Here is a 19,035-nt window from a genome sequence, read left to right on the forward strand (position 1 = left end):
GTCAGATTATTCAGCCAATCAGCTTTTTGACGCTGGCCAGCAGGGTTTTCACATCGTCAGGACGGGTATTACCGGTCGCGCTGTCGATAATAGAGCTGTAGATATGCGGGATGATTTTGGTCACGCCTGCGGCCAGCGCGATTTCCATAATCGGCTCGAAGTTTTCCAGATCGATACCGCCGGTCGGCTCCAGCCAGAAATCCTGTTCAGCACAGGCACGCGTCACGGCAGCGAATTCCTCACGGGTTTTCAGGCCGCCCATCGGGAAATATTTCACCGAGCTGCCGCCCATGTCTTTGAGCAGCGCAATCGCTGTTTCCACCGGCACAATCGCGTCACTGGCGGCAGAGCTCAGCGGCCCGGTGTTAATTTTGACGAAACCGACTTTGCCGGTCGGCGAAATCAGGCCGTTGACCACGCTGTCGTTTTGACCAAGCAGCGCACGGCTGGTGCCGACGCCGGTGAAGACCTGATTCACATGCTGCGGCTGAACGTGTTGTGAAATCTGGCTGACCATCAGCGACTGACGCGGATCGCCCGCGCCCAGGCCTACGGACAGCGCGTTTTCGATAAGCGCGGCATATTCCTTCATGTCGGCGACGGCGCTTGCGACATCCGCGTAGTTTTTGGAAAGCACACCGACCAGCACATGCCCTTCTGCGGCTTCGTAGATATCCCGGGCGTTGTCTTTTGACCCTGCCAGCACGTTCAGGCAGACGCGGTCACGGTAGAAATTTGGGGTCAGCTTCATGCTTTCTCTCCACTGAAAAGTTGTTTGAAACGGTCGGCGACGATGGCGAGCTGCGGCGGCGTCACGCTGCGCACGTCGACTTCAATCTTGCCTTCGTTGGCGCGGTAGCCACGGAAGTAAATGGCGATATCGCCGTTTTTCATGGCGTCCACGATGGCTTTGGTTTTCCAGCCCAGAACCGCTTCATCGAAAGTGATTTCGGTACGGGCGATATCGCGCCCCGCGCTGTCCCAGACTACGCGGCCGGTCACGCCATTGATTTCATTCAGGCTGGCAATAAATGGCGTCATTTTGTCGACCATTTCCTGCCCGGTGGTTTTCGGCAGCGTGATGTAACTTTCAATCGCCTGCGTCAGGCCAAGAATGCCTTCTTTGCCGACTTTCATCGCACGGCCGATGCCGCCGGATTGCAGTTTCACCCATTCGACAGCCTGTTTTTTGCCCAGCACCAGGCCGCTGGTCGGGCCCTCGATGGCTTTCGCGCCGCTGTAAATCACCAGATCAGCGCCCATTTCGTAATAACAGGTCAGGTCTTCTTCAGCCGCCGCATCCACAATCAGTGGCAAATTATGTTCGCGGGCAACCTGCGCCGCCTCTTCCACGGACAGAATGCTTTTCTGCACAGAATGGTGGGATTTGATGTACAGAATGGCCGCCGTGCGTGGCGTAATGCAGGCCGCAAGCTGCGCCGCAGAGCATTCGTTGGCATAACCGGCTTCCACTATTTTACCGCCGCCCATCGTCACCATCGTGCCTACCGGCGCACCGAAATTCACGTTGTGGCCTTTTGGCAACACGATGTCGTGAGGGATTTCCAGCGGCGCCGCATGCAGGTTTTCCAGCAGCCAGGCATCATCTTTCACAATCACCGCCGCGACCGACTGCGCAATCCCGGCAGACGCACAGGACACCACCACCGCGTTTTCGACATTCAGCAATTTAGCGATGTAAGCACCGGTTTTGTTCACCAGATCCTTCATCTCGAAATAATGATTCAGGCCAGTATTCACCACCGCCGCCACTTCTTCGCGTGGCGTGGAAACACCGAGCGCCGTCATACGACCGGACGCGTTAATAACCTGTTTCAGCTGATATTTTTCATACAAAGATTGTTCAGAAGACATGAGCAGATTTCCCTTCTTCGGTTAACAGAGTGACACCCGCGACCACGGCAGCCAGAGGTACCAGCAAACTTTCGCCCTTCGCGGACTGACCTTCGGAATCGACAAATACCTGCGGCACAAAACGCTGTTCAAACAGCGTCAGGTCAGCGTCAGCGCCCACTTCGAGACGCCCTTTTGCAGGCAGGCGTAAAGCATCGGCGGCGTGAGAGGTGACGCAATCAATCACCTGCGTCAGCGTCATACCCACGCTAAAGAATTTGGACATCACCGTCGCCAGGCTGTGAACCGGCCCGTTCATGCGGTTGCGGCAGTAAATATCGGAGCTGATGGTGTGGGGCAAAATGCCCTGTCTTATGGCGAGTTCCGCCACTTCAAAACTGAAACTGGCGGTGCCGTGCCCGACATCGAGCAGCACACCACGGCTCAGCGCGCGTTTAATCGAATCGCGCAGCACGCCTTCAGGTGACAGGATCCGGTTCGGTTTGCCGTTATAGCAGTGCGTAATGATGTCGCCGGACGTCAGCAAATCTGCGATTTCATCAAGGTTCGGCGGGTTGTTCCCGATATGAACCATCAGCGGTAAATCATTATTTTCCTGCTGAATTTCTTTCGCGCGAACCAGCGGCTTAATCCCGTTCTGGCCGACGACGCTGCTGCTCATGCGCGCTTTGATCCCGATGATAAAACCGGGGTTGCGCGCAATGGCGTCACGCACGCCAACTTTGTCGATCTGCGCCATATCGGCCAGTTCGTTCTGCGTGACAATGCCGGTGCGGGCGATATTCAGAAACGCAAAGACGTTGGTTTTCGCCTCGCGGGTAATCTTATAAAAATCGTCGACATCATTTGCGCCGGTGCTTCCGGCATCGGCCACGGTGGTGACCCCGCAGGCCACGCCGATCAGGTCAGCGTCGTCATGATAAATCGGCGATTTTGGGTAACAGTGAACGTGGGAGTCGATCCAACCGGCGCTGGCGTAAACCTTGCCTTGGAGGTCGAGTGTCTGGCGGGCGGTGGCGTCGGGTGCCAGCGTGCCGATAGCGGCGAACTTGCCGCCCTGAATTGCAATATCAGTCAGGCTGCCGTCTGTGCTTTTTGCCTGTCGGATGATTAAGTCATACATACGACGTTCTCCATAATCTCAGGCGCCAGAGAAATCCTGACGCCTGATTACTGCTTTCTTATTGAAGTACTTACAGTGATACCGGGAAGATAGCGCCCAGCACCATCGCACCGAGAATGGCACCGCCGGTGATCGGTTTCTGCCACAGGTAGAAACCCAGCGCGCCAAGCAGTGAACCCAGGCCGATTGGAATCGACGCGGCCATCGCGGAGAGGATAATCAACGGCCCGAGGAAGCGGCCGGAGGCGTTACCCGCACCCATCATCACATCCGCACCGTAGGTGGAATTGCTCTGATTGATGGTGAATTTACGCGCCAGAATGATGATGTATCCCACGGCTAAACCGAGGATCAGGCCAGTCACCAGCGAAGCGGCGAAGTTCGCCACCGGGAAGATAATCCCCGCGCCGAGCAACAGTGCCGGAACGCCCAGACCAATACCGGTCTGGATCGCACCGCCGATATCCAGAATACCGACCAGCGAACCTTCGATAATGCGGGCAAACAGGAAACTGGCACCGAAAGCCGCAACCGCGCCATACACGCCGGTATCCATGCCTGAACGCAGCATCGAAACAAACGCCACTTCGTTAAAAGCACCAATGCCGTACAGGTAATACATGTGCGTCCCGGCGAAAACGCCAGAGGACAGCAGACCGACGAAGATCGGGAACGACCACTCGGCGTACCAGAAACCACGTTTGGTTTGTTCTTCCATTGTCATGCTCCCTTACTTGCCGCTGAGTGAGTTGTGAATGCCGTTCAGCCACGCGGGAACATCCAGCATGAAAGACTGCAACAGTTTGACGTCGAAACCGCGGAAGAAGCCGCTGAGTGCGAACAGCGCGATAATCGCCGCCATCATCACTTTGGTGACGCGGTTCCAGCCGCTTTCTTCAACGCCTTTCCCGATCAGAATACCCAGCACCAGACCCGGCACGGCGTTACCCATGATCATCTGCGCCAGACCACCGAAAATGGTGGCCCAGAAACCGGAACGACGTCCTGCATCGATTGCCGCCAGCCAGAAAATGACGGGCATCACGGTGTTCACCAGCAGGTTGGCCGCAGGCACCAGCACTTTAATCGCCGTCACCTGCAACGCCGCAGGTACCGCGGATGCGGTGGTATTCAGGAATGCCACCACAATCATGCCGATGATGCCGCCCGCAATCGCCATCTTGCGCGGGTCATGCATGGTTTCAGCCACATTGCGGTTTTTGAACATCAGGGCAGCGGTCGCCCAGTGAGGGATGATGCGGTGGTCGACGTCCTGTGTGAAAGAACCCGCCGCAACGGAAGAAGCCCAGGCGTTAAAGAAGAAGCCCAGACCAAATGAGAAATGCGAAGCCGGATCGCCTTCACAGGAATTTAATTCCCCAAGAGTACGAAAAGCCCCCATCCCTTGCACGGTAGGCGCGTGGAACATACGTGCAGCACCTGCACCTACCCCCACGCCAACCAGTCCGCCGATAATAAGCGACTTAAATAAAATAATTAAAAACATCAGTATATCCTTGTCATTTATAGCTAACGTTTTTATTTCGTGACAAAAACTACCTGTTCCGTATTAATAACAGTCAGGTTGACGGTAATGTCTAACGCCACGTAATAACTCTTTCTTTCCCTGGCCAGAAAAAAGAACAGAAACTTTTCTCTTTTTACTGATTCTTCGGCCGTAATAACCTTGACGTCCTGCGGTTCGATGCGCAGTAAGACATTATTGGCCGAAGATTTGAGAACCGTCCTCTGAACCTGACTCAGTGCGGAAGAAAAGGCGGCAGCCTTATTTTCGCCCTTTCCTTCAACCCGAACTGTCGTGGTTAATTGTTGCTTCATTACGCCTGACCATACTTCTTGTTATAAGCTTCAACCAGACGCTGACCCAGTTCTTCTTTATCCATAAATCCGAACCCTAATACCAGACAGCCTTCGTTAATTGCCGTCACACCTTCATCCACTGAACGCATTCCGTACTTGGCTTTATATCCGTATTTGTTTTGTGCGGTAATCGCACCGGCGCCGCCGCTGCCGCAGAAGGAAATACCAAAGGTCGCGCCTTCTGCTTTCATCACGTCGCCGAGTTTCATATCGGCTGCCATGCCTGGGACAACAATGGCTCTTCCGCCAGCCGCTTCCACGCCTGCTGCCACTTTCTGGCCTTTACCTAAACGGTCGCCGATCACAACTAATACTTGTCCCATAATTTACTTCTCCAGTTTGGTTAATTCATTAAAACAAAAATCAGGATTATTTCGGTTCGTTGTCTCTTGCGACTTCAAAATGCACCGAGAGCAAATACGCTTCCTCAATCGGTAAATTTCCGAACCAGCTGACCACTTCTTCTGCCATTTTCATGGACTCATCAGAAATTTCGTCAAATAAATCTTTTTCGACTTCAGGCAATGGTTCGCCGGTGATTGAGCGTAATACCATGGCTTTAACGTGTGACGTTAACATCTGCAACTGAACATCTGTGGTGTAGATATTCTTCGCACTTTGCATTGCCTGAATATCTTTTAATACTTTCTCTGTTATTGCAGGAGCATCTTCCAATTCTGTCTGCCCGTTACCCTTCACAGATGCGGTTCCGTTATTCACTCGCGGTTACCTCTCTCCTTGCCTGACTTTCTATTTTCAGTCGTTTATTTCGTCTGTCTTTACCCTAACCCTGGAGAGATTTCCTGTGTAGTGGGTCTTTTTCCAGTTCGAAGTGGAAATACGGTGAGCTGAGCAGATCTAATTCGCAAAACGAAAAGTTAAGTCGTCATATCACTGAGTATTACCGTCTGTAGCAGCGTATTTCACTGGTAATCGGATTTTTCGCAATGCGGATTAATTCCCTCACAACGCTTTCATTTATCGAAAAGAATGCCTAGTATCAAAGAACACATGCAGAACACTGACACCCCCGCGCTCACCCGCGGGGGTGTTGTTTTTTGCCGACCGGCACCCCACTCGCATGAAGCGGGTGATGCAAAAGGAACCATGGAGAATGTTATGAGTAAACCGACACTGATCATCAGCGAACTTGACGCAGAACGCCTGGATACACTGCTGGCGCAACCGGCTTTTGCCAGCAGCCCGGTGGCCGACGCACTGAATGAAGAGTTAGATCGCGCAGAGATTTTGCCACCCGAACAAATCCCGGCCGACGTGGTAACGATGAACAGCAAGGTTCGCTTTACGGAAGGTAAAGAAGGCGAAGAGCACATTCGTACGCTGGTCTATCCGGCGGCGCTGAAAGACAGCAACGAACAGCTTTCCGTGATGGCCCCGCTTGGTGCAGCGTTGCTGGGCTTGCGCGTGGGTGGAAGTATCACATGGAAGATGCCGAACGGAGAAGACAGCCGGATCGAGGTACTGGAGTTGTTGTATCAGCCGGAGGCGGCCGGGGAATTACGGCGTTAAGAGCGCAGGAGTCAGCGTAAGGCTCTGAACAGCTCCCTCCCCTGCGAAGGGGAGGGTTGGGGTGGGGTTTTAAAGAAAAATCATAAAGTTGAGGTACGCTTAAACTTTTTTTTCGCTTGCTAAACCCCCTCCCAGCCTCCCCCTTCGCAGGGGGAGGAGCAAGGAAGGCACATCTGCTATTTAAACTTCTTGTGGTTCTCATTACGCGTAGCCTTAAACCCTTCGGCTTCTTTCTTCGCTTCATCCACCTTGCCGGCTTTCGCCAACGCTGATGCCGAATCAATCTGCCCGATCAGCGTATCCAGCCCTTTGTGGTAATCCTGAATCTCAGGGCTGTCCGGCGCTTTGCCTTTCAGCTTCGGCGGTGTGGCTTTTTTCGCGTCTTCCGCTGCCGCTTTCATGTTCGCCAGGCTGGTCGTCAGTTCTGCCTGATCATTGGTCTTCAGCACTTTGCTGTAGTTATCCGCAATCGTGTCCATGTCCGTTTCTAAATCTGCGGCCAGAACCGCCGTACTGCTTCCTAACAGGGCGATTACCGCCAACGCCATCAGTTGTTTGCGCATATTCTTTTCTCTCTATTGTTATTTATTTGTTAGTTAAAACGACATTGCTTGTAAGGCTTTATAAAAATAGGCTGAGAGAGAGGAAAACGGGATGAATTTTTTGTAAAGAAAGGTAGTAAAGAAGGAAGCAGCGATCGGGCGATCGCTGCCTTTACGTCAGGATTATTCGCCGGCGATTTTCATCGCAGGCAACAGTACGGAGCCGCACTGAATATTGCTGCGGGTTTCAATATCGCTGCCGATGGCAACCATATTGCGCCACATGTCTTTCAGATTACCGGCGATAGTGATTTCGCTCACCGGATACTGGATCTCGCCATTCTCAACCCAGAAACCTGCCGCACCGCGGGAATAGTCACCGGTCACGCCGCTGACGCCCTGACCCATCAGTTCGGTAACAACCAGACCTTTGTCGAGCTTACGCAGCATACCGGCGAAGTCGTCACCCTGACCGGCAATGCGCCAGTTGTGGATGCCGCCCGCATGGCCGGTGGTTTGCAGACCGAGCTTACGCGCGGAATAACAGGTCATCAGCCAGTTTTGCAGCACGCCGTCTTTGACGATGTCACGGCGTTCGGTGCGCACACCTTCGCTGTCGAACGGCGTCGAAGCCAGACCTTGCAGCAGATGCGGATGCTCTTCAATGGTCAGCCATTCCGGCAGAATTTGCTTGCCGAGGCTGTCGAGCAGGAATGACGATTTACGGTAAATACTGCCGCCGCTGATCGCGCCGACAAGATGCCCGAAGAGGCCAGTTGCGACTTCAGACGCGAACAGAACCGGTGCCTGCATGGTCGGTAACTTACGCGGAGCCAGACGCGACAACGTGCGGCGTGCGCACTCTTCGCCGACCCATTCAGGGTCTTTCAGGTCGCTCATTTTACGGGCGATGGAATAGGCGTAATCGCGTTCCATATCGCCTTCATGCTCGGCAATAACCGACGCAGAAATGGAGTGACGCGTCGAACAATAGCTCTGCAACATGCCGTGGCTGTTGCCGAAAACGCGGATGCCGTAGTGGCTGTTGAAACTGCCGCCTTCGGTATTGGTGATGCGTTTATCTGCTTTCAGCGCGGCCTGTTCAGCGCGCGCGGCCAGCTCGATACTGCGATCCGGATCCAGCTCTTCCGGGTGGAAAAGATCCAAATCCGGTGCATCGAAGGCCAGCATTTCTTTATCCGCCACGCCCGCGAACGGATCCGGTGACGTATAACGGGCGATATCCAGCGCAGCCTGTACGGTGCGGGAAATTGCATCCGGGCTTAAATCGGTGGAAGACGCACTGCCCTTGCGGTTCTGGTAATACACAGTGATGCCTAACGCGCCATCACTGTTGAATTCTACGTTCTCAACTTCGCCAAAACGCGTGCTGACGCCGATACCGGTGGTTTTGCTGACCGCAACTTCCGCGGCGTCTGAGCCTGCTTTCGCCAGCTCCAGTGCCTGTGAGACGGCCTGTTCCAGGGTTTTACGCTGCTGCGCAACTTGATTGACTACGTTCATCGGCATGCCATCGCTTATGAGATAAAAGGGATTGTTCTACACTGAATTATGAAGACGAATACCTTTGAGTCTAACAGAGACTCGCCATAATTTCGCTTTCAGTCCGACAGTGTTAAACCGAAGTTGCAACAGAATATAGAGGACTGTGGCATAATGCGGCCGAAGCAATAAAGCACAATCAAACTGACAGGATTACCTCGTTAAGAGGAAGCGCCCATGACAAAGAAAATTGACGACTGGCACGACGACGTTCCGGATAACAACGCGAACGAAGAAGATGATGAGATCATCTGGGTCAGTAAAAGTGAAATCAAACGTGACGCCGAGGCGCTGAAAGATCTCGGTGCAGAAATGGTTGATCTGGGTAATAACTCGCTCGACAAATTGCCGCTGGATGAAGATCTCCGCGCCGCCATCAATCTTGCGCAGAAAATCAAGAAAGAAGGCCGTCGCCGCCAGATGCAGCTGATCGGTAAAATGCTGCGTTCCCGTGACGTTGAGCCGATCCAGACCGCGCTGGATAAACTGAAAAACCGCCACAACCAGCAGGTTTCGCTGTTCCATAAACTGGAAATGCTGCGTGACCGTCTGGTCGAAGAAGGCGACGATGTCATTCCTTCCGTTTTAGTTCTCTATCCGGAAGCTGACCGTCAGCAACTTCGCGCGCTGATCCGTAACGCGCAAAAAGAGAAAGCGACGAACAAGCCGCCAAAATCTTACCGCCAGATTTTCCAGTATCTGCGCGAACTGGCTGAAGGCCAGGACTAAAATAAAAACCCGCCTTTTGAGTCACCGAAATGGCGGGTTTTTTCTTTTTAGCCTTTCGCTTTCGCGGCAGGTTTTTCCAGCAGGTTCAGCCGCAGCTCGCCTTCCAGTTCTTCTTCCGCCTCTTCAAACAGCAGGATCAGCGCACCAAAGCGCCGTTTGCGGCTGGCGTTCAGATTTAAGAAATCAATTTCAACCGGCAGCGCTATACCGCCAGTCACCTCGTCCCAGAGTGCGTCCAGATTCGCGCCGAATTCGTCGGTCAGTTCAAACTGACGGGCAAACTCGCCGTAGAATGCGGGTAAATCCGGGATATGATTAAAATCGAAGCTCACTTTTTTCATCGACATTACTCCACCCGAACAAAATTCTGATAATGGTTACGGCTGACATAAATCAGTCCGTCGCTGGCAAACAGCACGCGGTCAGCGCCGCGGCGTCCGCAGCGATAGTTGATATCTGCCTCACGCCATACGCGTTTGTTAGCCGCCGGTAAACGCCCTTCCCGGTTTGAGAAACGATCCCCGCCGATGGCTTTTCCCGGCAAGACGTCGCACAGATTTCCTGCACGCGCATCCCAGCCCGCTTCCCGTGCCTTTTTCTTGGTGATGTAGTATTCAGGTAGTCTATGATTTTGGCGCAAATAGCTCACCACCGTTTGCTCATCGGTGCCCGAAACGATTGTGCCCTGATTGTATGTCGATTTTGCGACAACGTGCCCGGCAACACCAGCCAGCCCCAGAATGACGACGGCGGCCATGATCAGATTGCGTGAAAAAGTGCGCGAACGCAGCCCGTTAAATGCCTTCATTGACGTCCCTTTTGTAATGCGATAAACCGTCGGTTGCTGATTATTGTTTCTCAAAATTATTTTTTCTCAAAACAGAGCTTCGGGAAAGCGGACTTATAGATTTCCCAAATGTAATGTTTTCACCTGCAAATACTCTTCCAGCCCCAGCACGGAACCTTCGCGCCCCAGGCCAGACTCTTTCACTCCGCCAAACGGCGCGGCTTCATTGGAAATCGCACATTCGTTAATGCCAATCATGCCGCTTTCGATGGCGTCCGCGACGCGGAAAACACGTTGCAGATTCTGGCTGTAAAAATACGCCGCCAGCCCGAAAGGCGTGTCGTTGGCGCGCCGGATGACTTCTTCCTCCGTGTTGAAACGGAAACAAGCCGCCAGCGGGCCGAAGGTTTCTTCATGCGCGACTTTCATATCATCGGTGGCATCGGCAATCACGGTCGGCTGGAAGAAGTTACCGCCCAGCTTATGTCGCTGCCCGCCTTCCATCAGGCGCGCACCTTTCTCCAGCGCGTCTTTGACATGGTCTTCCACTTTCTCCAGCCCTTTGATATCAATCAGCGGCCCGACGATTACGCCATCGTCCATACCGCTGCCGACTTTCAGTTTGCGCACTTCTTCCACCAGGCGGGAAACGAATGTGTCATATACGCCGTCCTGCACGTAGATGCGGTTGATGCACACGCAGACTTGCCCGGTATTGCGGAATTTGCAGGTCACTGCACCTTTGACGGCGGCTTCAATATCAGCGTCATCGAACACGATATACGGCGCGTTACCGCCCAGTTCCATCGACACTTTTTTCATGGTGTCGGCGCTGTTGCGAACCAGCGTTTTCCCGACTTCCGTCGAACCGGTAAAGGACACTTTTCTTACTTTGTCGCTGGCCATAATCGCATCGCTGATAGCCTGTGTATCGCCCGCCACGCCGTTGATGACGCCATCCGGCACGCCCGCGTCTTTCGCCAGCTGCAATAATGCAAAAGCGGAAAGCGGCGTGTTATTCGCCGGTTTGATAAGGCCGGTGCAGCCTGCAGCCAGCGCCGGGCCAAGTTTGCGGGTCAGCATGGCCAGCGGAAAGTTCCACGGCGTGATGGCCGCGACAACGCCGACCGGTTCGCGCGTGGCGAGGATCCGGGAGCCGGATTTCGCCGGAGGGATGATTTCACCGTTGGCTCGTTTGGCTTCCTCGCTGAACCATTGCAGGTAGCTGGCGGCGTAATCGACTTCGCCCAGCGCCTCTTTCAGCGGCTTGCCTTGTTCGGCCACCATCAGTTCGCCGAGAAACTGTTTGTTCTCCAGCATCAGTTCATACCAGCGGTGCAATATCTCCGAACGCGCTTTTGCGGTCGTTTTCCGCCATGCAGGGAAAGCGTCGCTGGCGGCTTTGACGGCAGCTTCGGCCTCGGCTTTTCCGGCCTTCGCCACTTTTGCCACCACATCACCAGTCGCGGGATTCAGGACATCGAAGGTGTTTTTGGCTTCATGCCATTGGCCGCCGGTAAAATAACCGGTCTTGAATAAAGGATGCGCGGACAGTTTTTGAGAATGGGCAGACATTAGGGATCCTCCTGATTTATGCCGTTTAACGCACGGGATTGCATTAAGTATAGCGGCTGAGAAGGAAGCGTCTGTCAGACAGCACTGAGAGACACAGCTCGCAAAGTTGAATGTCATACGTTCACAGCCGGCGTGGCACTCCGTAAACTGTCTGCAATCTGATTCATTTTAAAAAGGAAGAAAGCATGTCGACACGCGAAAAAATGAACATTGGCGAGCTTTATACCGACATGGGCGAAGGACTGCCCGAAGAGCGCCGCGCCGGGAAAGAGCGCGTTTATGATTACAACCTGACCCGACCGTCGGAAGAAGAAAAACGCCAGCGGTTGCTGAAAGACATGATGGGCAGCATCGGCGAAAACGGCTGGATCGAGCCGCCGCTGCGCGTCGCGTACGGCACGCATATTCATATCGGCAAGAACTTCTACGCCAACTTCAATCTCACGGTGGTGGATGACGCCACGGTGACGATTGGCGATAACGTGATGATTGCGCCGAATGTCACACTGGCGACCGCCGGACACCCCGTCGATCCTGAAATCCGTATCACCGGACAACAGTTCTCCCTCCCGGTGGTTATCGAAGATAACGTCTGGCTCGGCACCGGCGTGATTGTGAATCCGGGCGTCACCATCGGCCGCAACAGCGTGATTGGCGCGGGCAGCGTGGTGACGAAATCCATTCCGCCAGACGTGGTGGCAGCAGGCGTACCGTGCCGGGTTTTGCGGGAGATAACGGCGGAAGATCGCGAAGCGTTCTCAAAATAAAAGTCTGAAAGCAAAAAGTAAAAAGGCCGGTGCAGGGTGAACTGCACCGGCCTTTTGCCGTACTGAAAAATCAGGCGAGGAAAGAATGCTGATACCGGTGAAGCAATTCGGTCAGACGCCGCACCGGTTCGGTGACTTTTGGCGGCGCCTCATAGTCGGCGAGTTTTTCCTGATATTCCTCCAGCTCTTTCAGCAGGCGCTGGTAATAATACGTGCGCTTACCTTCGCCCGATGACACCACTTGATCGGCGGTATTACGGATTTTCTTGTGGAATGCGGAAAGCTCATCGTTAACCGGCACTTCCACCTGCTTCATGCGCTGATGCGCAATAATCAGCTGCAACGCCAGACGGTATTTGCCGATGTCATTCGGGAACATCATCAGCAGCTGATTAAGCTGGTGATAAAGCGCAGGAAGATGGTTTTCACGACGGCGATAGGCTTTAGTCGTTAGCGCTGAAACCGCGCTGCTCATGAAGCGGTTAAGCAATGTGCGGCCGGTTTTATCGCGGGATTTATCGCGAATAATCAACAACACCGCCATCGCAATGAACGTACCGATCGCCTGCCCCAGCGCGTTGTCGAGAAACGACGTCACGTTGAATTTCATCGGGTTACTGAGCACCAGGATATTAATGGTGCCCGCCAGCAAACCAAGCATTCCGAGACGGCGTTTCGTGACTTCAATACCGATAAAGAAGGTGAAAATCCCCAGCATCAGGCAAAGCAGGAACAGGCTTTGCTGCGTCGCGGGCATGATCAGCATAAACATCATTGAGCCGACCGGGATCGCCAGCAACATGCCGACGATAAAGTCCATCGCCATGCCTTTCGGATTCGGGGTCCGCATCGCCAGAGATGTCACTACGGCGATAATAATCACGCAACCACTGGCCGACGTCCAGCCGGTCCACAGCCACATCAGGCAACCAATCGCCGTCGACGTAAAGGTTCGCAAACCGTTGACCATCGCGTGATGGCGTTCGGCAGAAACCGGGCGCACCACCACTTCGCCATCCAGCACGCCGCTTTCAACAGTGCTGATGCTGCTGTTGGTCTGCACGCCTTTCATCAGCAATAATGCGCGGGTGCCCGCACCGGCCCAGGCGCTGACGGTCATCAGCACATTATCGCTGTGCATACCGGCAATAACCTGACGCAGTTGTTTCAGCCGCCGGTGAACGTCGCCGACGCTTTCGGCGGGCTCGTCAAACAGGGTTTTCAACTCCGGAAATAACCGCTCCGGCGAAGTTTGCAGAATCAGGTACGTTTCACAGGCCTGCGTGATCATGCTCAGCGACATGCTGTGCAAGGCTTTCAGGCGCCGGTTGCAACGTTGCCAGCGGGACGATTCCATCATCAGGCTGCTGCGCATACCGTTCAGCGCCGTGGTGCTTTTCACCAGGTTATTCCAGGACTTATCGATATCTTCCTTCGCCGCGTTATTCACACAAATCCGCATCAGCGCGAACTGATCAAGCATCAGCTGGCTGACGGCGCGGTCGATATCTTTTTTGATGGAACGTGGAGAAAACAGCAGGTCAGCGACAATCGCACAGCAAATCCCCAGAACGATTTCACTGCAACGCTCAACCGCAAATTGCGGCGTTTGCAGCGGTGAACTGGCGGACGTCACGACAATGATCAGCGCGGTATACCCTGCCAGCCCCAGTGCGTAGGAGTTTTCGATCCGCACCAGTGAAGACCACCAGGTGCAGACACCGGCCCAGATACAGCACAGTAACAGCATGACGACCGGCGCACGCGCAGTGGTAATCACAATCACCAGCGCCGCGATACAACCGATAAACGTCCCGATAACGCGCAGAAAACCACGGTGCCGGATAGCACCGGCAAACGGCTCTCCGCCCGCCACAAGCGCCGGGCCGGAGGTCACAATGGCCGCGGTCATGGCCGACCAGCGTGGCGTTTCGAGTTGCAGATAGAAGCCGAGCACCAGAGCGCCAAGAATGGCAAATGTCAGCTTGAACGCAAACCGTACGCGCGGAATAAGTACGCTATTCATCTTTCCGGCCTTAGCCAAACTCTCTCAGGCGATGCAGGAGGCGAAGGAACGGCGTGCCTTCATCTTGTTTACGATCATGACTGCCGGTGATTACGACGGTGGCCGTCGTTCCCGCCGGGTATGGATGCTGCTGGTCTTTATCGTCGAGCACGATTTTCACCGGCACGCGCTGCGCCAGACGCACCCATTCCAGATTGCTGTCGATAGTCGCCAGACCGTTGGTCGCCGCCGAAGACGAGCTGTTGGTGACCGCCGCCGCGACGCTGTCTACCGTGCCGTGCATAATGCGGTTACTGCCCAGCGGAGTGATCTCCGCGCGGTCGCCTTTTTTCAGGCCCTGCAATTTGGTTTCTTCCAGATACGCCAGAATGTAGAAAGAGTTTTTCTTCACCAGCGCAACGGCGGTAGAACCACGGTTAATGTAGTTGCCCGGATGCACCGTGAGGTTGGTGACCCAGCCATCAGCCGGCGCGACAACCACGGTACGCTCTAAATCCAGTACCGCCAGATCGCGCGCGGCCTGCGCTTTCGCCAGCTGATGCTGCGCGGTTTGCAGTACGTTGTTCGCCTGATCGATTTCTTCCTGCGACATTGCCTGAACACCCAGTTTCACACGGCGTCCGGCTTCGCGTTTTTTCTCGGCGGCCAGCGCCTGATAATAAGCGACGTCAGCGCTCGCTTCGTCCAGCGCCTGCTGATAACGCGGCTGGTCGATTTTGAACAGCACCTGACCTTTGGTCACCAGCTGGTTATCAATCACCGGCACGTCAGTGATTAAACCGGTCACATCCGGCGCTATCGACACAACGTCAGCGGTAAATTTGGCATCACGGGTCCACGGTGATTCGGTATAGAACGCCCAGGCTCTGAAGATTGCGATGACAGCCAGAACGACAAGAATCAGCGTAATTGCATAACGTATTATTTTTATAGAGAAATTTTTCACAACGGCCTCAGACGAACAAGCGGGAAATCAGGTAAAAAAGACAGCAATATAATGCTGTGTTAAACAACGCCGGATGCCAGACAAAGTCATAAATACCAGTCGGTTGTAATACCCGCCGGAGCAGGAAAAACACCACCAGCGCCAGCAGTATTTCAAAAAATACCGGTGGAAACGACAATCCGAAAATCACCATTACCGGAAGCAAACTCATCAAAAATTCCTTACATTATTACCAGCAGCAGTGACGACGGGCAGACCTGCTCGTCCCGCGCACGCATTATTCATTATTTTAGGCAATGCCACGCGTCCCCGGAGATAAATAATTCACTGGGAAGTGCTCAATGAAACTGTGGGGTTGCCAGGGAAGTGTGCGAAGGTAAGCATTGATTCAGGAAATCAGAAACCTGAGTTTTATCGCCCGGACGGGTATATTAGCGTGCTTATTATCAAGTAATCAACGTTCTGTGATCTAAATCACTTTTAAGCCAGAGTTAACAATGGACCGATTAAAACGCATGTCGATATTCGCTCAGGTCGTGGAAAGCGGTTCTTTTACCGCCGCCGCACGACGCCTCGACATGAGCGTTTCCGCCATTAGCCAGACCATTTCGAAACTGGAAAATGACTTACAAATCAAATTACTAAACCGAAGCACCCGCAGTATCGGCCTGACAGAAGCCGGGAAGCTTTACTATCAGGGATGCCGGAAAATGCTGCATGACGTGCGTGAAGTGCATGAACAATTGTATGCCTTCAACAACACGCCAACCGGCACTTTGCGCATCGGCAGCTCATCGACAATGGCACAAAATGTTCTTGCTGCCATGACCGCCGAAATGCTGACTGAATACCCCGGTCTGACGGTCAATCTGGTGACCGGCATTCCTGCGCCGGATCTGATTGCCGACGGTCTGGACGTGGTGATCCGCGTCGGTGCTTTGCAGGATTCCAGCCTGTTTTCCACGCGGCTGGGTTCCATGCCAATGGTCGTGTGCGCGGCGCGCAGTTATCTGGCGCAGCACGGTACGCCGGAAAAACCTGCCGATATGGTGAATTTTTCGTGGCTGGAATACAGCGTCCGTCCGGACAGCGAGTTTGAACTGATCGCGCCGGAAGGTATTTCCACGCGTATCACGCCGCAAGGGCGTTTCGTCACCAACGATTCGCAGACCATGATCCGCTGGCTGAAAGCCGGTGTCGGCATTGCGTACGTCCCGCTGATGTGGGTGATTGAAGAGATTAACGCCGGTGACGTGGAGATTCTTTTCAGAAGCTATCAGTCCGATCCGCGCCCGGTGTACGCGCTGTACACGGAAAAAGACAAACTTCCGCTGAAAGTACAGGTGTGTCTGGATTACCTGACCGATTACTTCAAACGGGTCAGCAAGGTGTATCAGGGATACCGGCATGGCAAGAAAGTGACGCAGTGGAATTGATTTAATCTTCTGAATCACATTTGTACGAATAATCTCATGAGATTAATTTTTCCACTTCAGGGACTATCAATATCCTTTTCCAGACATAAAACTATAAAGGAAATAAATTAATTTCTCTTCTCCGAAAATAATAGCTAGATCGAAAGGTGTATAACCGAAACCACTTTTTATTTCAAAATCGGCGCCAGAGTGCAGTAACAACCTCATCATTTCAAAATCACCCTGCCCAATGGAGTAATGAAGAGCCGTCAAAAAATGCCCGTCATCAGTTGTTGCATTTACATCAACTCCTGCATGTAAGAGACATTTCATTTCAGATATGCTTCTTCTCTTAGCGGCTATATGAATTGGCAACTCGCCATATTCTGACATAGTATTAATGCTTATGTCTTCTTCCTGAAATAATTCATTTAATTTATACATTAAAAGAAGTTCATTCGAGTCAACTATAAATAACTTTCTCTCAAATTCTTTCAAGAATTTAAAAACCTCAACCTCACCTTTTGATTCGGCAAGTTCTGAGGCGTTTTTTCCGAATTCATTTTTAAATCAAGATCGGCGCCATGATCAACTAATAATTTGACGACATCAATATATCCTTTAGATGCTGCCTCTTGCAGTGGGGTATAACCTTGGTCTCCTTGCGAGTTAACATCGACTCCCAGTCCAATTAGCTTTTTAACTATTTTAACCTCACCTCGAGATGCGGCGTAATTTATTGGATATGTTTGAAGAAGATTAGACTTAAAGTGATAATTCTTTGGTTCTTAGAAAAAATCAGGTTAATCATCAGAATAAAAATTTTTCATTTACTTGAAGGCCTACAGTAACGTTTAACATCGGTAGCTGATCTGCGCAATGCATTCAAAACTTCATTTATTTGTGCCGTATTTTGTTGGGAAAACACATCCTTTACCTTCGGCCCAAAAACTAACGTCAATTGTTATAAACCTAGTCAATTCGCTACCGCATATACAAAACAACATTAGTAATGAAAATGATTTTTCTTTAAAAGAAGAAAACCGGCGATATATTTTAAACATATCTGACAAGGTATTTATATCAATGTTTCTTTTTTTGCAAATAAAATCATAACTAAAAAAATTGAGAAAGTAACAAAAAACACGAAAAATCTGGTCATTCAAATATTTAAACCTCGATAAAAATAATGATATAGATACACATGACGAGCAGAAAGCAACATTTAACCAATCTCAAGTTTTTTAGTCATTGCCAATAGCTATTCTTTCTCATTAATATTAACACTTGCTCATTCCTTTCAAATTTTCCAATGATTTTCTCTTTTGAAATTTCTCCTGAAAATTCCCCATGTATGTCTAGAGGGGGTGGCAATGTGAATGTGATTATATCCTTTTCGATTTCTGCTTTCGTAATAACTGGCACAGTAGGCTCACCCTCGCTGGTTTGAAAAATGACATTATATCCATCTTTTGAGTAAAGTATTATCAATTCTTCCCCCAAAAGGTCTCCGGATTCGTTATTAAAATGTAGACTGGAAAAAACTCCTGTGAGTTTAAATGGTTTTTTTGATAATGCCATTGAATCTTTTAAATTAAAACTAAATAAAATAACAATCATTAACGAACACATTATATTTTTTCGCATATTATAAACCTTTAGCTTACTGCCCCGTTAAACGAAGATATTCTTGTGTAGCATTTTGAATTAATGAGTCTCTATCTCCTCCAGGGTCACTATAAAAATGTGGAGGATCTTGTGTTCGGAAATTCCCACCCCAACTAAGTCCTGCAGCCGAAGCTGCAGCAAGAACAATTTGTTGTTGGCTTGCTGGCAGACTACTGTAATTGACGTCCACTGCGAATCCACACGAATGAAGGCTTCGGTCTGCAGGTGTAATTGCATTTGGATCATTGTGTAATGCGGCCTGATGCTGAGGGCTTCGGTATGCGCTGTTAAAATGTAAATTAACGCCATTTTCAGAGGCATAAGAGATAAAACTTTCTACAGCAGGTAAGAAAGAGTCATCTAGATACGTATCACCTAGTCCTGGCAAATTTGCTGATACAAGTGTTAGCCCTAATGGGTCAATTCCTTTGACCGGATCCAGCGGATAAACATATAAATTCCCCCCTCCCATCAACCCAATCGGATCCTGCGTAATATACCGCCCCAGAGCCGGGTCATAATAACGGTGGCGGTTGTAATGCAGCCCCGATTCTTCGTCGTAATGCTGGCCCTGCATTCTTATGGGCTGCCGCAGTTTGTACGGATTA

23 protein-coding genes and 1 pseudogene are annotated in these 19,035 nt (G+C 51.8%); 4 read left to right on the top strand and 20 right to left on the bottom strand.

Features of this window, described 5'->3' with window-relative positions:
• Positions 1 to 10: 10 nt before the first annotated feature.
• The 8 genes from dagF to IV433_RS20130 all read right to left on the bottom strand — a co-directional run bounded on the left by dagF (position 11) and on the right by IV433_RS20130 (position 5,599).
• On the bottom strand, positions 11 to 751 hold the full coding sequence (gene dagF, locus IV433_RS20095; protein ID WP_195815538.1) for a 2-dehydro-3-deoxy-phosphogluconate aldolase: 741 nt from the start codon (positions 749 to 751) through the stop codon (positions 11 to 13).
• On the bottom strand, positions 748 to 1,875 hold the full coding sequence (locus tag IV433_RS20100) for a DgaE family pyridoxal phosphate-dependent ammonia lyase (RefSeq protein ID WP_195815537.1): 1,128 nt from the start codon (positions 1,873 to 1,875) through the stop codon (positions 748 to 750). The genes dagF and IV433_RS20100 overlap by 4 nt, the downstream gene beginning before the upstream one ends.
• Positions 1,865 to 2,998 (bottom strand): amidohydrolase/deacetylase family metallohydrolase, encoded by a 1,134-nt coding sequence (locus IV433_RS20105; RefSeq protein ID WP_195815536.1) that lies wholly within the window; start codon positions 2,996 to 2,998, stop codon positions 1,865 to 1,867. The genes IV433_RS20100 and IV433_RS20105 overlap by 11 nt, the downstream gene beginning before the upstream one ends.
• 70 nt (positions 2,999 to 3,068) lie before the next feature.
• Positions 3,069 to 3,716 carry a DUF4310 family protein gene (locus IV433_RS20110; RefSeq protein WP_195815535.1) on the bottom strand — a complete coding sequence of 216 codons (648 nt, stop codon included), beginning with the start codon at positions 3,714 to 3,716 and terminating at the stop codon, positions 3,069 to 3,071.
• A 12-nt stretch (positions 3,717 to 3,728) separates the two neighbouring features.
• A complete protein-coding gene (locus IV433_RS20115; protein ID WP_101074954.1) occupies positions 3,729 to 4,505 on the bottom strand; it encodes a DUF4311 domain-containing protein in 777 nt (258 codons plus the stop codon).
• A 32-nt stretch (positions 4,506 to 4,537) separates the two neighbouring features.
• Positions 4,538 to 4,837, bottom strand: coding sequence for a DUF4312 family protein (locus IV433_RS20120; protein ID WP_101074953.1), 300 nt, complete (start codon positions 4,835 to 4,837; stop codon positions 4,538 to 4,540).
• Entirely contained in the window at positions 4,837 to 5,202 is a 366-nt protein-coding gene (locus IV433_RS20125; RefSeq protein ID WP_195815534.1) for an SFCGS family glycine-rich protein, read from the bottom strand. Before IV433_RS20125 ends, IV433_RS20120 begins: the two co-directional genes overlap by 1 nt.
• Positions 5,203 to 5,248: 46 nt before the next feature.
• Entirely contained in the window at positions 5,249 to 5,599 is a 351-nt protein-coding gene (locus IV433_RS20130; RefSeq protein WP_152327347.1) for a PRD domain-containing protein, read from the bottom strand.
• Between the two features lie 399 nt (positions 5,600 to 5,998).
• Between IV433_RS20130 and rnk the strand changes: the two genes are divergently transcribed.
• Complete coding sequence (rnk, locus tag IV433_RS20135) at positions 5,999 to 6,409, top strand: nucleoside diphosphate kinase regulator (protein WP_195815533.1); 411 nt, start codon at positions 5,999 to 6,001, stop codon at positions 6,407 to 6,409.
• A gap of 176 nt (positions 6,410 to 6,585) precedes the next feature.
• Here rnk and cybC read toward each other — a convergent pair whose 3' ends face one another.
• Together cybC and pmbA are read right to left on the bottom strand one after the other, a co-directional pair.
• Complete coding sequence (cybC, locus tag IV433_RS20140) at positions 6,586 to 6,972, bottom strand: cytochrome b562 (protein WP_152327349.1); 387 nt, start codon at positions 6,970 to 6,972, stop codon at positions 6,586 to 6,588.
• 162 nt (positions 6,973 to 7,134) lie between these two features.
• Positions 7,135 to 8,475: a metalloprotease PmbA gene (gene pmbA / locus IV433_RS20145; RefSeq protein ID WP_101074948.1), complete on the bottom strand. Its 1,341-nt coding sequence runs from the start codon at positions 8,473 to 8,475 to the stop codon at positions 7,135 to 7,137.
• 216 nt (positions 8,476 to 8,691) lie between these two features.
• Here pmbA and yjgA point away from each other — a divergent pair, with 216 nt between their 5' ends.
• Positions 8,692 to 9,243, top strand: a complete 552-nt coding sequence (gene yjgA / locus IV433_RS20150) for a ribosome biogenesis factor YjgA (RefSeq protein WP_101074947.1) — start codon at positions 8,692 to 8,694, stop codon at positions 9,241 to 9,243.
• A 47-nt stretch (positions 9,244 to 9,290) separates the two neighbouring features.
• Here yjgA and IV433_RS20155 read toward each other — a convergent pair whose 3' ends face one another.
• From IV433_RS20155 to IV433_RS20165, 3 genes are all read right to left on the bottom strand, one after another.
• A complete protein-coding gene (locus IV433_RS20155; RefSeq protein WP_165061611.1) occupies positions 9,291 to 9,584 on the bottom strand; it encodes a barstar family protein in 294 nt (97 codons plus the stop codon).
• A gap of 5 nt (positions 9,585 to 9,589) precedes the next feature.
• Positions 9,590 to 10,051 (bottom strand): ribonuclease domain-containing protein, encoded by a 462-nt coding sequence (locus IV433_RS20160; protein ID WP_195815532.1) that lies wholly within the window; start codon positions 10,049 to 10,051, stop codon positions 9,590 to 9,592.
• A gap of 93 nt (positions 10,052 to 10,144) precedes the next feature.
• Entirely contained in the window at positions 10,145 to 11,605 is a 1,461-nt protein-coding gene (locus IV433_RS20165) for an NAD-dependent succinate-semialdehyde dehydrogenase (RefSeq protein WP_195815531.1), read from the bottom strand.
• Between the two features lie 185 nt (positions 11,606 to 11,790).
• Between IV433_RS20165 and IV433_RS20170 the strand changes: the two genes are divergently transcribed.
• On the top strand, positions 11,791 to 12,372 hold the full coding sequence (locus IV433_RS20170; RefSeq protein WP_195815530.1) for a maltose acetyltransferase domain-containing protein: 582 nt from the start codon (positions 11,791 to 11,793) through the stop codon (positions 12,370 to 12,372).
• A 70-nt stretch (positions 12,373 to 12,442) separates the two neighbouring features.
• Here the strand turns inward: IV433_RS20170 and aaeB are convergent, their stop codons facing one another.
• From aaeB to aaeX, 3 genes are read right to left on the bottom strand one after another with little or no spacing between them, the layout of a single operon-like run.
• On the bottom strand, positions 12,443 to 14,398 hold the full coding sequence (gene aaeB / locus IV433_RS20175; RefSeq protein WP_195815529.1) for a p-hydroxybenzoic acid efflux pump subunit AaeB: 1,956 nt from the start codon (positions 14,396 to 14,398) through the stop codon (positions 12,443 to 12,445).
• A gap of 10 nt (positions 14,399 to 14,408) precedes the next feature.
• The gene (gene aaeA, locus IV433_RS20180; protein WP_195815528.1) at positions 14,409 to 15,344 is read right to left on the bottom strand and encodes a p-hydroxybenzoic acid efflux pump subunit AaeA; all 936 of its coding nucleotides are present in this window, start codon (positions 15,342 to 15,344) and stop codon (positions 14,409 to 14,411) included.
• 7 nt (positions 15,345 to 15,351) lie between these two features.
• Positions 15,352 to 15,555, bottom strand: a complete 204-nt coding sequence (gene aaeX, locus IV433_RS20185) for a p-hydroxybenzoic acid efflux pump operon protein AaeX (RefSeq protein ID WP_104924238.1) — start codon at positions 15,553 to 15,555, stop codon at positions 15,352 to 15,354.
• Between the two features lie 286 nt (positions 15,556 to 15,841).
• On the opposite strand from aaeX, the gene aaeR reads away from it, so the two are divergent.
• A complete protein-coding gene (gene aaeR, locus IV433_RS20190; RefSeq protein WP_195815527.1) occupies positions 15,842 to 16,780 on the top strand; it encodes an HTH-type transcriptional activator AaeR in 939 nt (312 codons plus the stop codon).
• 66 nt (positions 16,781 to 16,846) lie between these two features.
• On the opposite strand, the gene IV433_RS20195 is transcribed toward aaeR, so the two are convergent.
• The 4 genes and pseudogenes from IV433_RS20195 to IV433_RS26435 all read right to left on the bottom strand — a co-directional run.
• Positions 16,847 to 17,203 (bottom strand): ankyrin repeat domain-containing protein, encoded by a 357-nt coding sequence (locus IV433_RS20195; RefSeq protein ID WP_195822786.1) that lies wholly within the window; start codon positions 17,201 to 17,203, stop codon positions 16,847 to 16,849.
• Between the two features lie 50 nt (positions 17,204 to 17,253).
• Positions 17,254 to 17,502 (bottom strand): annotated as a pseudogene (locus IV433_RS26430) (ankyrin repeat domain-containing protein); the annotation flags it as partial.
• Positions 17,503 to 18,007: 505 nt separating this feature from the next.
• Positions 18,008 to 18,379 (bottom strand): hypothetical protein, encoded by a 372-nt coding sequence (locus IV433_RS20205; protein ID WP_195815525.1) that lies wholly within the window; start codon positions 18,377 to 18,379, stop codon positions 18,008 to 18,010.
• Between the two features lie 43 nt (positions 18,380 to 18,422).
• Positions 18,423 to 19,035, bottom strand: a 613-nt coding sequence (locus tag IV433_RS26435; protein ID WP_195815524.1) for an RHS repeat-associated core domain-containing protein, incomplete at its 5' end; no start/stop codon positions are given.

The sequence above is a fragment of the Rahnella laticis genome, assembly GCF_015644585.1.
Lineage (GTDB): Bacteria > Pseudomonadota > Gammaproteobacteria > Enterobacterales > Enterobacteriaceae > Rahnella > Rahnella laticis.

What these genes read in the sequence shown, in the direction of transcription:
- dagF (WP_195815538.1), bottom strand. Translation starts at nt 751, where the DNA reads ATGAAGCTGACCCCAAATTTCTACCGTGACCGCGTCTGCCTGAACGTG.
- IV433_RS20100 (WP_195815537.1), bottom strand. Translation starts at nt 1,875, where the DNA reads ATGTCTTCTGAACAATCTTTGTATGAAAAATATCAGCTGAAACAGGTT.
- IV433_RS20105 (WP_195815536.1), bottom strand. Translation starts at nt 2,998, where the DNA reads ATGTATGACTTAATCATCCGACAGGCAAAAAGCACAGACGGCAGCCTG.
- IV433_RS20110 (WP_195815535.1), bottom strand. Translation starts at nt 3,716, where the DNA reads ATGGAAGAACAAACCAAACGTGGTTTCTGGTACGCCGAGTGGTCGTTC.
- IV433_RS20115 (WP_101074954.1), bottom strand. Translation starts at nt 4,505, where the DNA reads ATGTTTTTAATTATTTTATTTAAGTCGCTTATTATCGGCGGACTGGTT.
- IV433_RS20120 (WP_101074953.1), bottom strand. Translation starts at nt 4,837, where the DNA reads ATGAAGCAACAATTAACCACGACAGTTCGGGTTGAAGGAAAGGGCGAA.
- IV433_RS20125 (WP_195815534.1), bottom strand. Translation starts at nt 5,202, where the DNA reads ATGGGACAAGTATTAGTTGTGATCGGCGACCGTTTAGGTAAAGGCCAG.
- rnk (WP_195815533.1), top strand. Translation starts at nt 5,999, where the DNA reads ATGAGTAAACCGACACTGATCATCAGCGAACTTGACGCAGAACGCCTG.
- cybC (WP_152327349.1), bottom strand. Translation starts at nt 6,972, where the DNA reads ATGCGCAAACAACTGATGGCGTTGGCGGTAATCGCCCTGTTAGGAAGC.
- pmbA (WP_101074948.1), bottom strand. Translation starts at nt 8,475, where the DNA reads ATGAACGTAGTCAATCAAGTTGCGCAGCAGCGTAAAACCCTGGAACAG.
- yjgA (WP_101074947.1), top strand. Translation starts at nt 8,692, where the DNA reads ATGACAAAGAAAATTGACGACTGGCACGACGACGTTCCGGATAACAAC.
- IV433_RS20155 (WP_165061611.1), bottom strand. Translation starts at nt 9,584, where the DNA reads ATGAAAAAAGTGAGCTTCGATTTTAATCATATCCCGGATTTACCCGCA.
- IV433_RS20160 (WP_195815532.1), bottom strand. Translation starts at nt 10,051, where the DNA reads ATGAAGGCATTTAACGGGCTGCGTTCGCGCACTTTTTCACGCAATCTG.
- IV433_RS20165 (WP_195815531.1), bottom strand. Translation starts at nt 11,605, where the DNA reads ATGTCTGCCCATTCTCAAAAACTGTCCGCGCATCCTTTATTCAAGACC.
- IV433_RS20170 (WP_195815530.1), top strand. Translation starts at nt 11,791, where the DNA reads ATGTCGACACGCGAAAAAATGAACATTGGCGAGCTTTATACCGACATG.
- aaeB (WP_195815529.1), bottom strand. Translation starts at nt 14,398, where the DNA reads ATGAATAGCGTACTTATTCCGCGCGTACGGTTTGCGTTCAAGCTGACA.
- aaeX (WP_104924238.1), bottom strand. Translation starts at nt 15,555, where the DNA reads ATGAGTTTGCTTCCGGTAATGGTGATTTTCGGATTGTCGTTTCCACCG.
- aaeR (WP_195815527.1), top strand. Translation starts at nt 15,842, where the DNA reads ATGGACCGATTAAAACGCATGTCGATATTCGCTCAGGTCGTGGAAAGC.
- IV433_RS20195 (WP_195822786.1), bottom strand. Translation starts at nt 17,203, where the DNA reads ATGTATAAATTAAATGAATTATTTCAGGAAGAAGACATAAGCATTAAT.
- IV433_RS20205 (WP_195815525.1), bottom strand. Translation starts at nt 18,379, where the DNA reads ATGATTGTTATTTTATTTAGTTTTAATTTAAAAGATTCAATGGCATTA.